Source organism: Brevundimonas intermedia (assembly GCF_004614235.1).
Taxonomy (GTDB): domain Bacteria; phylum Pseudomonadota; class Alphaproteobacteria; order Caulobacterales; family Caulobacteraceae; genus Brevundimonas; species Brevundimonas intermedia_A.
In genome coordinates this window covers 1,040,142-1,053,802 of the sequence record NZ_SPVH01000006.1, presented here as the reverse complement: position 1 = coordinate 1,053,802, position 13,661 = coordinate 1,040,142, and the positions used below count along the sequence as shown (strand labels likewise).

13 protein-coding genes and 2 riboswitches are annotated in these 13,661 nt (G+C 67.3%); of the genes, 11 read left to right on the top strand and 2 right to left on the bottom strand.

From position 1 onward, the window contains the following. Positions 1 to 22 precede the first annotated feature (22 nt). The 8 genes from xseA (at position 23) to EGY25_RS11475 (ending at position 8,723) form a co-directional block, all read left to right on the top strand. Positions 23 to 1,618: an exodeoxyribonuclease VII large subunit gene (xseA, locus tag EGY25_RS11510; RefSeq protein WP_135195093.1), complete on the top strand. Its 1,596-nt coding sequence runs from the start codon at positions 23 to 25 to the stop codon at positions 1,616 to 1,618. Positions 1,619 to 1,683: 65 nt separating this feature from the next. After that, positions 1,684 to 2,169 (top strand): signal peptidase II, encoded by a 486-nt coding sequence (gene lspA, locus EGY25_RS11505; RefSeq protein ID WP_135195092.1) that lies wholly within the window; start codon positions 1,684 to 1,686, stop codon positions 2,167 to 2,169. A 169-nt stretch (positions 2,170 to 2,338) separates the two neighbouring features. Beyond that, positions 2,339 to 2,905 carry a DUF3035 domain-containing protein gene (locus EGY25_RS11500; protein ID WP_135195091.1) on the top strand — a complete coding sequence of 189 codons (567 nt, stop codon included), beginning with the start codon at positions 2,339 to 2,341 and terminating at the stop codon, positions 2,903 to 2,905. Positions 2,906 to 2,979: 74 nt separating this feature from the next. Continuing rightward, positions 2,980 to 3,423, top strand: a complete 444-nt coding sequence (locus tag EGY25_RS11495) for a PaaI family thioesterase (RefSeq protein WP_135195090.1) — start codon at positions 2,980 to 2,982, stop codon at positions 3,421 to 3,423. Between the two features lie 108 nt (positions 3,424 to 3,531). Then, on the top strand, positions 3,532 to 4,215 hold the full coding sequence (locus EGY25_RS11490) for a Tat pathway signal sequence domain protein (RefSeq protein WP_135195089.1): 684 nt from the start codon (positions 3,532 to 3,534) through the stop codon (positions 4,213 to 4,215). After that, positions 4,216 to 6,018 (top strand): arginine--tRNA ligase, encoded by a 1,803-nt coding sequence (gene argS / locus EGY25_RS11485; RefSeq protein WP_135195088.1) that lies wholly within the window; start codon positions 4,216 to 4,218, stop codon positions 6,016 to 6,018. 13 nt (positions 6,019 to 6,031) lie between these two features. After that, positions 6,032 to 7,060, top strand: coding sequence for an adenosine deaminase (locus EGY25_RS11480; protein WP_432417373.1), 1,029 nt, complete (start codon positions 6,032 to 6,034; stop codon positions 7,058 to 7,060). Between the two features lie 361 nt (positions 7,061 to 7,421). Then, positions 7,422 to 8,723 (top strand): type VI secretion protein ImpB, encoded by a 1,302-nt coding sequence (locus EGY25_RS11475; protein WP_135195086.1) that lies wholly within the window; start codon positions 7,422 to 7,424, stop codon positions 8,721 to 8,723. Positions 8,724 to 8,730: 7 nt separating this feature from the next. Here the strand turns inward: EGY25_RS11475 and pncA are convergent, their stop codons facing one another. Next, entirely contained in the window at positions 8,731 to 9,363 is a 633-nt protein-coding gene (pncA, locus tag EGY25_RS11470; RefSeq protein WP_135195085.1) for a bifunctional nicotinamidase/pyrazinamidase, read from the bottom strand. After that, on the bottom strand, positions 9,363 to 10,334 hold the full coding sequence (locus EGY25_RS11465; RefSeq protein WP_135195084.1) for a class 1 fructose-bisphosphatase: 972 nt from the start codon (positions 10,332 to 10,334) through the stop codon (positions 9,363 to 9,365). Before EGY25_RS11465 ends, pncA begins: the two co-directional genes overlap by 1 nt. 169 nt (positions 10,335 to 10,503) lie before the next feature. Further along, positions 10,504 to 10,601: riboswitch (glycine riboswitch) on the top strand. A gap of 4 nt (positions 10,602 to 10,605) precedes the next feature. Then, positions 10,606 to 10,691: riboswitch (glycine riboswitch) on the top strand. Between the two features lie 55 nt (positions 10,692 to 10,746). On the opposite strand from EGY25_RS11465, the gene gcvT reads away from it, so the two are divergent. The 3 genes from gcvT to gcvPA all read left to right on the top strand — a co-directional run bounded on the left by gcvT (position 10,747) and on the right by gcvPA (position 13,650). Continuing rightward, the gene (gene gcvT, locus EGY25_RS11460) at positions 10,747 to 11,862 is read left to right on the top strand and encodes a glycine cleavage system aminomethyltransferase GcvT (RefSeq protein ID WP_135195083.1); all 1,116 of its coding nucleotides are present in this window, start codon (positions 10,747 to 10,749) and stop codon (positions 11,860 to 11,862) included. Positions 11,863 to 11,872: 10 nt separating this feature from the next. Then, complete coding sequence (gene gcvH, locus EGY25_RS11455; RefSeq protein WP_135195082.1) at positions 11,873 to 12,238, top strand: glycine cleavage system protein GcvH; 366 nt, start codon at positions 11,873 to 11,875, stop codon at positions 12,236 to 12,238. 65 nt (positions 12,239 to 12,303) lie between these two features. Further along, complete coding sequence (gene gcvPA, locus EGY25_RS11450; RefSeq protein WP_135195081.1) at positions 12,304 to 13,650, top strand: aminomethyl-transferring glycine dehydrogenase subunit GcvPA; 1,347 nt, start codon at positions 12,304 to 12,306, stop codon at positions 13,648 to 13,650. Positions 13,651 to 13,661: the final 11 nt, after the last annotated feature.

Here is a 13,661-nt window from a genome sequence, read left to right as displayed (position 1 = left end):
CGACGCAGGCTAGGATGGTCCGATGAGCGACGACTCCTACATATTCGAGGGACCGGCCGAGGCCCCTGCCCCGCGCGACAACAATCCTCCCCTGTCGATCTCGGAGCTGTCCTTTGCGCTGAAGCGCACGCTGGAGGACCGTTTCGGCCATGTGCGGCTGAGGGGCGAGATCTCCAAGGTCAACCGCCACGCCTCGGGCCACATCTATCTGACGCTGAAGGACGACAAGTCCGCCATCGACGGCGTGGTGTGGAAGGGATCGGCGCGGGGCCTGGGCGTGCAGCCCGAGGCCGGGCTGGAGGTCATCGTCACCGGCAAGATCACCTCCTATCCGGCGCGGTCCTCCTATCAGATCGTGATCGAGAGCATGGAGGCGGCCGGCGCCGGCGCTCTTCTGGCCCAGTTGGAACGGCTGAAGGCTCGGCTGCGCGAGGAAGGCCTGTTCGAACCGGGCCGAAAGAAGGCCCTGCCCGCCTTCCCCGCCGTCATCGGCGTGATCACCAGCCCGACCGGGGCGGTGATCCGCGACGTGCTGCACCGGATCGCCGAACGCTGGCCCTGCCGGGTGATCGTCTGGCCCGTGGTGGTTCAGGGCGAGGCGGCGTGCGGCCAGGTGTCGAACGCCATTCGCGGCTTCGACGCCCTGACGTCGGACGGGCCGATCCCGCGCCCCGACCTGCTGATCGTCGCGCGCGGCGGCGGGTCGGTCGAGGACCTGTGGTGTTTCAACGACGAGGGCCTGGCGCGCACGGTGGCGGCGGCGCGCATTCCGATCATCTCGGCCGTGGGGCACGAGACGGACACGACCCTGATCGACTTCGTGTCGGATCGCCGGGCGCCGACGCCGACGGGTGCTGCCGAAATGGCGACGCCGGTGCTGGCGGACCTGAGATACGCGGTCGCCGACATGGACCGGCGCATGGTCCAGGCAGGCGGGCGGCTGATCGAGGATCGGCGCACGCGGCTGCGGGCCGTGGCGCGCGGCCTGCCGGTGCGGCCGGAGGATCTGCTGGCCCTGGCGCAGCAGCGGCTGGATCACGCCGCGAGCCGTCTGGGGTCGGGGCTGCAACGCAACGTCGCCCTGCACGAACGGCATCTGGCGGTGACGGGCGGCAAGCTGAGCCCAGCCCTGCTGCGCACGCGGATCGAGCGGGGTCAGGACCGGCTGCGCGGCGCCGGCGACCGGCTGGGCGCGGCCTTGCAGGCTGGCGTGGCGCGAGGCGAGCGGCGGCTGTTGCAGGTCTCGGCCCGCCTGTCGCCCGAACCGCTGCACCGACGACTGGATCAGCGTGAGGCCCGGCTTCACGCCGTGGGCGAGCGGCTGGACGGCGTCATGCCGCGTCGGCTGGAGCGGGACGCAGACCGTCTGGCGGCTCTCACGCGGGCGCTGACGACGCTTGATCCCGGCCGGCCCAAGCCCGGCTTCGCCCGCGTCGAGGATTCGGACGGCGGCTGGATCACCTCGGCCAAGGCGCTGGAGGCGGGTCAGGCGGTCAGGCTGGTGTTCGGCGACGGGTCTCAACCCGCAACCATCGACGGCGGCGAACCCCGCCCAGCCTCGCCGCGTCCGGTCGCCAGGCCGAAGCCCCCTGCGGCCGGTCAAGGCAGTCTGTTCTAGGGCGACCTGTTCTGATGCGCCGTTTTCCGCTTCGCCCCGGCGCCGCTTCCTGCTAACCGCGCCGCATGAAGATCACGCGCCTCGCCGTCACCGCCTATGTGTTCGCCCTCCTGATCATCGTCCTGGATCAGTTGACCAAGGCCTGGATCATCAGCGGCGTGATGCTGCACGAGGTCGGGCGCGTCCCCATCCTGCCGCCCATTCTGAACTTCAGCTGGGTCGAGAACACCGGCGTCAGCTTCGGCCTGTTCGGCGGCGGCGAAGCCCGCTGGGGCCTGGTCATCTTCTCCATCGTCGTCTCGGCCGGCCTGGCCTGGTGGGCGACCCAGTCGAACCGTCGCCTGCTGATCACCGCCATCGGTTTCGTCATGGGCGGGGCGCTGGGCAATGTGATCGACCGGATCCGCTTCGGCTATGTCGTCGACTTCATCGACTTCTCGGGCACGGGCGTCTTTCCCTGGGTGTTCAACGTCGCCGACAGCGCCATCACCATCGGCGTGGTCCTGCTGATTCTGGACAGCCTTATCTCCGACAAGCCCGCGAAAGCCTGAACCGGCTTTCCATTTTTCGAGCCTGATTCACGGCCTCGGCGGGATCGCCGCTCGGCCGATCAGGCTCCGAGGTTGGCGTAGCCCCTGAAAAGTCGTAATCACCCCGTCTTCACTATGCCAAAGGCGCTCTCGCAGCGCCTCGTGCATCAGCCGACCAGAGCCTGAAACCATGCGTATCCGCAGTGTCGCCGTCCTGACCCTCGTCGCCTCTTCCGCGCTCGCCGTTTCGGCCTGCGGCAGCCTGAAGCAGGGCATCGGCCTGACCAAGGTCGTGCCGGACGAGTTCGTCACCGTTTCCAGCGCCCCGCTCAGCATCCCGCCCGAGTACGGCCTGCGTCCGCCCGCACCGGGCCAGCCGCGCCCGCAGGAACTGGCCCCTGAGAGCGCCGCGCGTCAGATCCTCCTGGGTCAGCGCCAGGCCGTCACTCGCACACCGGGCGAGCAGGTCCTGGTGGCCCAGGCCGGCGGCGAACAGGCCGACCCCCTGGCCCGCTACGTCATCGACGACGAGTTCGGCGACCTGGCGCACAAGGACGAAAGCTTCGCCAACCGCCTGATGTTCTGGCGCAAGGACGACGCCGCCACCCAGGCCCCCACCACGCGTCAGACCGCCGAAGGCCAGCAGACCATCGACGCCACGACCGAGGCTGCGCGTCTGCAAGCCCTGACCGGCGGCCAGCAGGCCATCACGATCCAGCCGCGCCGCAGCGGCGGCTTCAAACTGCCCGGTCTGTAAGACAAGCAAACGACGGACGCTTGCCACGGCGGCGTCCGTCCTTATTGTAAACGGACCTGACCGGAGCCGTTTGCATGACCGACACCCCAGACATCGCCGCCCTGTCCGGGGTAGAGCAGCTGCGCCTCGGACTGACCGGCGGGATGATCGCCCCGATCGCGCGCACCGTCGGCTTCGAACTGACCGAGGTCGAGGAAGGCCGCGTCGTCTTCGAGGCCATCCCCACCACCGCCGTCTATAATCCGCTGGGCAGCGTCCATGGCGGCTGGATCGCCACCGTGCTGGATTCGGCCTGCGGCTGCGTCGTCCATTCGACGCTGCGGCCGGGCCAGACCTATACGACGCTGGAGCTGAAGACCGTCTTTCACAAGGCGTTGAGCGCGGGCACGCCGGTTAGGGCCGAGGGACGGATCGTTCAGGCCGGCCGCCGCGCCGCCTTCTCCGAGGCCGATCTGCGCGGACTGGACGGCAAGCTGTATGCGACGGCGACGTCTACCTGCCTGGTCATGGACCGCTAAGCGCAGCGAAGGTTTGCCGCGCCTCGCTTTAGCCGCTATCAGCGGCGAGCGTTGATGATCGGCCGCCGATCATCGTGCGCCCTCTCTCGCTGTCGGAAAAATAAGCTGATGCGTCGCGTGTTCACCGCCCTGGCCGCCCTCTCGATTGCGGCCTCCGTCCTGCCCGTCGCCGCTCAGGCCCAGACCTCGCCCCGCGACCGTGGGGGACAGGGCCAGCAGGCCGACGGTTCGGCCCAGGATGCGCCCGCCCGCGCACCGCGCATCGCCCCCTTGCGTCGTCGCGCCAACGCCGGCCCCTGCCCCTATGTGAAAATCCTCTACGACGCGGCCCGCTACGTCGAGCTGGAAGGCGGTCGCGCCGCCATTTCCAACGTCGGCTATACCGGCGAGATCGAAGGCATCACCTCGGACTGCGAATATCGCGAGGCCGATCCGATTCGCGTGGACATCGGCATGCTGTTCCAACTGGGCCGCGGGCCTCAGGCGACCAGCGACCAGCGCACCTATCGCTACTGGATCGCCGTGACCGAACGGAACAGCGCCATCCTGTCCAAGGAATATTTCGACCTGCCGGTGAACTTCGAAGGCCAGCGCACGGCCTCGGTCACCGAGGAACGCACCATCGTCATTCCGCGCGCCGGTATCGACACCAGCGGCGGCAATTTCGAGATCCTGGTCGGTTTCGACGTGACGCCGGAAATGGCCGAGTTCAACCGCTCGGGCAGCCGCTTCCGCGTCAACGCCGGCGCGACGCCCGCCGCGCCCGCCCCTGCCGCCGCACCGAGCGAATAAATGGCCGATCTGAAGACCGTCCTCAGCGAAGCGGTCGCCGCCGCCTTCGCCGCCGAAGGCGTGGATACGGCCCTGGCCCGCGTCACCCCGTCGGACCGCCCCGACCTGGCTGACTTCCAGTCGAACGGCGCCCTGGCCGCCGCCAAGGCGCTGAAGGCCAATCCGCGCGAACTGGCGGGCAAGATCGCCGACCGCCTGACCGCCGATCCGCGCTTCGCCTCGGTCGAGGTGGCGGGGCCGGGCTTCATCAATCTGAAGCTCGCCGACGCGCTTCTGGCTGAACGCGCCACAGAGGTGGCCGCAGACGCCGACCATGCGGGCGCCGCCGTCGTGGCCGATCCGCGCAAGGTGGTGATCGACTTCGGCGGCCCTAACGTCGCCAAGCCGATGCACGTCGGCCATCTGCGCAGCGCCATCATCGGCGAGAGCCTGAAACGGTTGTTCCGCTTCCGGGGCGATCACGTCACCGGCGACGCCCATTTCGGCGACTGGGGCTTCCAGATGGGGCTGCTGATCACGGCCTGTGGCGACGAGGGTGTCGCGGACGCCTTCATGGTCGAGGGCGACGGGCCTTTCCCGGCCGAAAGCCCCGTCACCCTGGCCGACTTGGACCGGCTGTATCCGCTGGCCGCTGGCAAGGCCAAGGAAGACCCCGCTTTCCGCGACCGCGCGCGCAAGGCGACGGCGGAGCTGCAAAACGGCCGGCCCGGATATCGTGCCCTGTGGGCCCATTTCGTGGCGGTCAGCCGCGAGGCGCTGAAGCGCGAATATGGCGATCTGTCGGTCGATTTCGACCTGTGGAACGGCGAGAGCGACGCTGATCCGCAGATGCCTGAGATGCTGGCGCATCTGAAAGAGACCGGACTTCTGGTCGTGGACGACGGCGCCCAGGTGGTGCATGTCGCCAAGCCGGGCGAGACCCGCAAGAAGAAGCTGGCCGACGGATCGGTGATCGAGGCGCCCTCGCCCCCGCCCCTGCTGGTGATCAGCTCGGAAGGCTCGGCCATGTACGGCACGACCGACCTGGCCACCATCCTGGACCGCAAGAAGGCCCTGGCGCCGGACCTGGCCCTGTATGTGGTCGACGAACGCCAGGCCGAGCATTTCGAACAGGTGTTCCGCGCCGCCTATTTAGCCAGCTACGCCGTCGAGGGATCGCTGGAGCATCTGGGCTTCGGCACCATGAACGGTCCCGACGGCAAGCCCTTCAAGACCCGTGCGGGCGGGGTGCTGAAGCTGCGCGACCTGATCGATCAGGCGACGGACAAGGCGCGCGAGCGGCTGCACGAGGCCAAGCTGGGCGACGACCTGTCGCCGGACGAGTTCGAGGCCATCGCCCATAAGGTGGCCATCGCCGCCCTGAAGTTCGCCGACCTGTCGAACGCGCGCACCACCAGCTACGTCTTCGATCTGGACCGGTTCATGAGCTTCGAGGGCAAGACCGGCCCCTATCTGCTTTACCAGTCGGTCCGCATCAAATCCCTGCTGCGCAAGGGCGCCGAACAGGGGCTGACGCCCGGCGCCATCGTCATCGCCGAACCAGCCGAACGCGACCTGGCCCTGACGCTGGACGCGTTCAGCACCGCCGTGTCGGACGCCTACGACAAGCGGATGCCGCATCTGGTGGCCGAACACGCCTATCGCGTGGCGCAGTCCTTCTCGAAATTCTACGCCGCCTGCCCCGTCCTGATCGCGCCGGACGAGGCGACGAAGCGGTCTCGCCTGGCCCTTTCGGCGGCGGCGCTGCGCCAGCTGGAAATCGCGCTGAACCTGCTGGGAATCGACACGCCGGAGCGGATGTAGGTTAGACTGGGCGATGTCCTCCCGGAGATCGCCCATGTCGCTCGACACCTATATCGCCGGCCTGCCCAAGGCTGAACTACACCTGCACATCGAGGGCAGCTTGGAACCCGAGCTGATGTTCGAACTGGCGCAGCGGAACGGCGTCGCCATTCCTTACGACAGCGTCGAGGCCGTTCGGGCGGCCTATGATTTCTCGAACCTGCAAGACTTTCTGGACATCTATTACGCCGGGGCGGCCGTGCTGCTGACGCGCAAGGATTTCGAGGATCTGGCCTTCGCCTATTTCCAGCGGGCGGCCGCCGACAATGTGCGCCACGCCGAGATCTTCTTCGATCCCCAGACCCATACCGACCGGGGCGTGCCCTTCGGCGTGGTGGTCGAGGGGCTGATCGCGGGGATGGACCGGGCCAAGGCGGAACTGGGCGTCAGTTCGGGACTGATCCTCAGCTTCCTGCGTCACCTGACCGAGGAAGAGGCGTTTGCGACCCTGGAGGCGGCCAAGCCTTATCTGCATCATTTCATCGGCGTGGGGCTGGATTCGTCGGAGGTCGGTCATCCGCCGTCCAAATTCCAGCGCGTCTTCGCCGCCGCGCGTGATCTGGGCCTGAAACTGTGCGCCCACGCCGGGGAGGAAGGCCCGCCCGCCTATGTCCACGAGGCGCTGGACCTGCTGCACATCGACCGGATGGACCACGGCAATCGCTCGATGGAAGACGAGGCCCTGATCGAGCGTCTGGCGCGCGAGCAGATGACCCTGACCGTCTGCCCGCTGTCGAACCTGAAACTGTGCGTGGTCGATGACCTGAAGGACCATCCCGTGCCCGAGATGCTGCGCCGGGGCCTGCACGTCACCCTGAACTCGGACGACCCGTCCTATTTCGGCGGGTATGTGAACGACAACTACAGCCGGTTGGCGGCGGCGGTCGGGTTGACGAAGGATCAGGTGACGTTGCTGGCGCGGAACAGTTTCGAAGGGTCGTTCCTGGGCGAGGCTGAGAAGGCGGCTTTCATCGCCGAAGTCGAGGCGTACGCACAGCGATGAAGACGGCCCAAGCCGCTCTGTTCATCGCTGGCTGGTTGAGTTTGGCGACAGGCATGGTCAGCAGCATGGGCGCACATCTCGCGGCCGACCACAGCAGGCGAAACGGGCTCGTTCCAAGAAAGACCCAAGACTTCTACCACGTCTCGAAGGGTGTCTTTCACTTCGGCATAGGCCCGTCGTTTAGAGCGATCTTTTCTGACGTCCATCGGCACTATGATAGCCGCTTCATAACGCGTTGCGTCAAAATCGCACGCGTGGCTTTCGTTCTCGCTCCCGTCTTCCTCGCGGCATTCTTCATCAGCCTTCTCCTAGGATGATCAACGCGCTTTAGATCATCAAATGTTCCTGTTATGTTCCCATAATGAAGCAGGATGGCGAAGATGATGCGAACCTGCGCTGGCTGTTCGTCGATCTGAACGCCTTCTTCGCCAGCGTCGAGCAGCAGATTAACCCGGACTGGCGGGGCAAACCCGTCATCGTCCGGCCGGCGGTCAGCGAATACACCGGGGCCATCGCCGCCAGCTATGAGAGCAAGGCCTGGGGCGTCCATACCGGGATGCGGGTGTCGGAGGCGCGCCAGCTGTGCCCCGGCCTGATCGTCGCCGAGGCGCGGCCGGACCTCTATGTCGCGGTCCACAAGAAGATCATGGCCGAGATCGACCGCCATGTGCCGGTGTGGAAGGTCGGCTCCATCGACGAATGTTCGTGCGAACTGCTCGGCCCGGAGCGTCTGGAGGCGAAAGCCGTCGCCCTGGCCCGGCGGGTTCAGGCGGGCATTCTGGACAATGTCGGCGACTGTCTGCGTTCGTCCGTCGGGCTGGCGCCCTCGCGGTTCCTGGCCAAGACCGCCTGCGGCATGAAGAAGCCCGCCGGGCTGACGATCCTGAGGGCGAACGAACTGCCCGGCCCGTTGCTGGAGCTGCCGCTATCGAGATATCCGGGCATAGGGTCGCGGATGCGACTGCGGCTGGAGGCGGCGGGCGTCACGGACACCGCCGGCCTGTGGGCCATGAGCGCACGGCAGGCCCGCGCCGTCTGGAACAGTATCGAGGGCGAACGCATCTGGCGCGGTCTGCATGGCCTGGACAGCGAACCGACGCCGGAGAAGCCGCCTGCCTCGATCAGCCACAGCCACGTCCTGGCCCAGGCCATGCGGACGCCGGACAAGGCGCGCGCCGTGGCGCGGCGGCTGGTGGTCAAATGCGGGGCGCGACTGCGGCGGATGGGACTGACCGGGGCGAGCCTGACCCTACATCTGGACATGGGACCGAAGGCGACGCCCAGAAGCGGCCGGCGTGGCTGGGAGACGGCGGCGATGAGTTGCGCCATCGCGCCGACGCAGGACACCTTCGCCCTGCTGACCGCGCTGGACGGCCTTTGGCGCAAGGTCGAGCCTGAGCTGGAAGCTGGTCGGTTGAGCTATGTCGGGGTCGGGATTCACGGGCTGAAATCCCGCGACGCCTTCGAGACGGACCTGTTCGATTCGGGCCCGGACCAGGGCGGCGAGGCCCCGTCCCTGCGCCTGTCGCAAGCGCTGGACGCGCTCAATCGCCGCTATGGCAAGGACACCGTCAGCATCGGCCCCAAGGCAGGCCTGCCCGAATATATCGGCGCCAAGATCGCCTTCACCCGCATCCCGGAGGCGGAGGATTTCTGGGAGTGAGCTGAGATCAGCCCATCAAGGCCGCAGCCTTGATCTCCGCCACCCCCAGAGCCCGGAAACTGTCACGCGCCGCCGTTTCGGTCTGCGGAGCGATGGCGCGGCTGGCGTCGGCGATCACCACGGCTTCGAAGCCTTGGCGCACCGCATCCTCTGCGGTGAAACGGACGCAGTAGTCGAAGGCCAGGCCGGCTAGGAAGACGCGGGTCACGCCCAGGTCGCGCAACAGGCCGGCCAGGCCCGTCGGGGTGCGATGGTCGTTCTCGAAGAAGCCGGAATAGGAATCGACCGCCGGGTTGTAGCCCTTTCGGATCACGGCTAGGGCCTTTTGCATCGTCGGCGCGACGTCGGGATGGAAGTCGGCGCCGGGCGAGCCCTGGAGACAGTGCTCCGGCCACAGCATCTGGCGGCCATAGGCGACCTCGATCTCGGTGAAGGGGGCGGTGCCGGGGTGGTTGGAGGCGAAGCTGATCTGGTCGGGCGTATGCCAGTCCTGGGTCAGGATCACCCGGTCGAACCGCTCCGCCAGCCGGTTGATCAGCGGCATGATCCCCGCCCCGTCCGCGACCGCCAGACTGCCGCCCTCGCAGAAGTCATTCTGCGGATCGATGACCAGAAGGGCGTCAGTCCCCGAAATCTTCATCAGACGCCCGGGTAGGCGTCGATCTCGTTGGCCGAGCCGAGCGCGACCGGAATGCGCTGGTGCAGATGTTCGGGCTGCACGTCCAAGATGGCCTGCACGCCGTCCGTCGTCGCCTTGCCCCCGGCCTGTTCGACCAGGAAGGCCATCGGATTGCCTTCGTACATCAGGCGCAGCTTGCCGGGCTTATTCGGCTCGCGCTTGTCCCACGGATAAAGGAAGACCCCGCCGCGCATCAGGATGCGGTGGACGTCGGCGACCATGGCCGCGACCCAGCGCATGTTGAAATTCTTGCCGCGCGGGCCGTCGGCGCCCTTCAGCAGGTCGCCGATGTAGGTCTGCACCGGCCCGGACCAGTGGCGCAGGTTCGACATGTTGATGGCGAACTCCTTGGTGTCCGGCGATATGGCGATGTCGTCGTGGGTCAGGATCCAGTCGCCATCGTTCGACAGGGTGAAGCCCTTGACCCCCGCGCCGGTGGTCAGGACCAGCATGGTCTGGGGACCATAGAGAGCATAGATGGCGGCGACCTGATTGCGGCCCGGCTGCATGAAGTCGGCCTCGGTCGGCGTGGGCGTCGCCGACTTCAGCACCGAAACGATGGTGCCGACCATGGCGTTGATGTCGATATTGGACGAGCCGTCCAGCGGGTCGAACAGCACCAGATATTCGCCGGTCGAATGGGCCGCCGGCTGAACCTCGTCCATTTCCTCAGATGCGACGCCGGCGACGGCGGGGCTGGCCAAAAGCGCGTCGGTCAGCATGTCGTTGGTCATGACGTCGAGCTTCTTCTGCTCCTCGTCCTGAACGTTGATCTGACCCGAGGCGCCCAGGGCGCCGGCCAGGGCGCCGCCGGCGACCACCCGGCTGATGTCCGCACAGGTGGCTGCGGCGACGGTCAGGACCGTCTTCAACCCCTCGGGCGCGTCCAAAGCTGCGATATGGGCGTCGAGGCGGGTGCGGTCGGCGGTCATGCGGTCGGTCCGGTGCGGCTGGAAGCGTCGCACCGTTCTTGGCGGGCCGACGACGCAAGGGCAAGGGCGACGGGGCGACCGTCGAACCGATCTGCGACAATGACGCCGCAGTACAGCCTCCAAAAGCCGACGACGCTTGACTTGGAGCCGGAGTCGGTGGCTTAGGTCGAGTGCTCTCGCGGGAGAGTTCGGAGTCTTGAAACAGGCCTCGACGCCGAAGGCGCAACCGCCCCGGAAACGCTCAGGCAAACGGACCGCGACAGCATACGGACGCTGGAAAGTCGCTCTTGATGGGCGCGCCGACGGAGCAAGGCGACATGATTTGGTCGCCGGAATCTCTCAGGCTTCAGGACAGCGGGGGCGCGAGGACGGCGGAGCTCCGCCACAACACGCGACCGTGAAAGCCTGAACCATGACCGACCAAGCCCTGAAGACCACGCCCCTGAACGCCGCGCACCGCGCCCTGGGGGCTCGCATGGTGGGCTTCGGCGGCTACGACATGCCGGTCCAGTATGAGGGCGTTCTGGCCGAGCACCGCTGGACCCGCGAACACGCCGGCCTGTTCGACGTGTCGCACATGGGCCAGTGCAAGATCACCGGCGCAGACGCGACCACCCAGTTCGAACGGTTCGTGCCCGGTGACTATGAAATCCTGAAGGCCGGCAAACAGAAGTATTCGCTGCTGCTGAACAGCGAAGGCGGCATCATCGACGACCTGATGGCCGGGCGTCCCGACCACGACGGCCTGTTCGTCGTCGTCAACGCCGGCAACAAGGACGAGGACTTCGCCTTCTGGGAGGCGAACCTGGAAGGCGACGCCAAGCTGACGGTGCTGGACCGCGCCCTGATCGCCATCCAGGGGCCGGAAGCCGCCCAGGTCATGGCCGCGCACGAGCCGATCCTGGCCGAGATGGGCTTCATGGAATGCGCTCGGCTGATGCTGTTCGGCGCCGACTGCTACGTCTCGCGTTCGGGCTACACCGGCGAAGACGGCTATGAGATTTCGGTGCCGGCGGATCAGGCCGAGCGCGTCTGGAACACCATCCTGGAAGACGCCCGCGTCAAGCCGATCGGCCTGGGCGCCCGCGACAGCCTGCGGCTCGAAGCCGGCCTGCCGCTGCACGGCCACGACATCGACCCGACCACCAGCCCGGTCGAAGGGGCGCTGACCTTCGCCCTGTCCAAGTCCCGCAAGGAGCGCGCAGACTTCAACGGCGCCGAGCGCATCCTGAAGGAACTGGCCGACGGTCCTTCGCGCGTCCGCATCGGCCTGATCGTCAAGGAAGGCGCCCCGGCCCGCGAAGGCGCCGAGATCGCCGACGCCGACGGCAACGTCATCGGCAAGGTCACCTCGGGCGGCCCCTCTCCCACCTTGGGCAAGAACATCGCCATGGGCTACGTCCCGCCGGCCTATGCCGCGCTGGGCGCGGAGCTGAAGGTCATCGTGCGCGGCAAGACCGCCGCCGCCGAAGTCGTCGCCATGCCCTTCGTGGCGCAACGCTATTACCGCAAACCGAAGACCGTCTGAGGATCAGATCATGAAGTTCACCAAGGATCACGAGTGGGTCAGCCTGGACGGCGACATCGCCACCGTCGGCATCTCGAAGCATGCCGCCGACGCGCTGGGCGACGTGGTGTTCGTGGAAGTACCTGAGGTCGGCAAGACCGTCGCCAAGGGCGACAGCTTCGCCGTGGTCGAGAGCGTCAAGGCCGCCTCCGACGTCTACGCCCCCGTCTCGGGCGAGGTGGTCGAGGCCAACGACGCCCTGTCGACCGCCCCGGAAACCGTCAACTCGGCCCCGCAAGCCGACGGCTGGTTCGCCAAGATCAAGGTGTCGGACGCTGCCGAACTGGACGCCCTGATGGACCAGGCCGCCTACGATGCCTTCCTCGCCACCCTCTAAGCCCCATCGGACCCTCTGATTAAAAGTCAGAGGGTCTTCGGCCTTTCACGGCCCAGGACAAGACCATGCGTTATCTCCCCCTGACGCCCGACGACCGCACGGCGATGCTCGCCGCCATCGGCGCGAAATCGATCGACGACCTGTTCGTGGACGTGCCCGAGGCGGCGCGGCTGGACGGGCCGGTGGACCTGCCCCGCGTGGCGGGCGAGCTGGAGGTCGACCGCGCCCTGTCCGCCATGGCCGCCAAGAACGCCACGGCCGGCGCTGTGCCCTTCTTCTGCGGCGCAGGGGCCTACAAGCACCACGTCCCGGCGACGGTAGATCACGTGATCCAGCGGTCGGAGTTCCTGACCAGCTACACCCCCTATCAGCCGGAAATCGCGCAAGGGACCCTGCAGTATCTGTACGAGTTCCAGACCCAGGTCGCGAACCTGACCGGCATGCCGGTCGCCAATGCCAGCCTGTATGACGGCTCGACCGCCATGGCCGAGGGCGTGCTGATGGCGACCCGCGTGACCCGCCGCAACAAGGCGGTGATCAGCGGCGGGGTCCATCCCCATTACGTCAAGGCGACCGAGACCGTGGTCCACGCCGTCGGCGTCGAGACCCTGGCCCTGCCCGCCGCCGTGGACGCCGAGGCCGCCGTGATCGACCAGATCGGTCCCGACACGGCCTGCGTCGTCGTCCAGACCCCGAACGTCTTCGGCACGGCGACGGATGTCACCAAGATCGCCGAGGCCGCCCATGCCGCTGGCGCCCTGCTGATCGTCGTGGTCACCGAGGCCGTGTCCATGGGCCTGCTGAAGTCGCCCGGCGAGATGGGCGCGGACATCGTCGCGGCCGAGGGCCAGTCGATCGGCAACGCCCTGAACTTCGGCGGTCCCTATGTCGGCCTGTTCGCCACGCGCGATAAGCTGATCCGCCAGATGCCCGGCCGCCTGACCGGCGAGACCGTGGACGCGGACGGCGAGCGTGGCTTCGTCCTGACCCTGTCAACGCGGGAACAGCATATCCGCCGCGACAAGGCGACTTCGAATATCTGCACCAATTCGGGCCTCTGCACCCTGGCCTTCACCATTCACATGAGCCTGTTGGGCGAGACGGGCCTGCGCAAACTGGCCCTGCTGAACCACGAGAAGGCCGTCGCCACGCGTGACGCCCTGGCCGCCATCCCCGGCGTCGAAATCCTGACTGACCGCTTCTTCAACGAGTTCGCGGTGCGCCTGCCCAGGAACGCCGCCGAGGTCGTGGATGCGCTGGCCGGTCATCACATCCTGGCCGGCGTGCCCTACAGCCGCCTGGCTCCCGACGCCGGCATGGACGATGTCCTGCTGATCGCCGCGACCGAGACGACGCTGGATGCCGACATCCAGATCCTCGCCAAGTCGCTCTCCAAAGTCCTCGGCGCGTAAGGGATAACGAC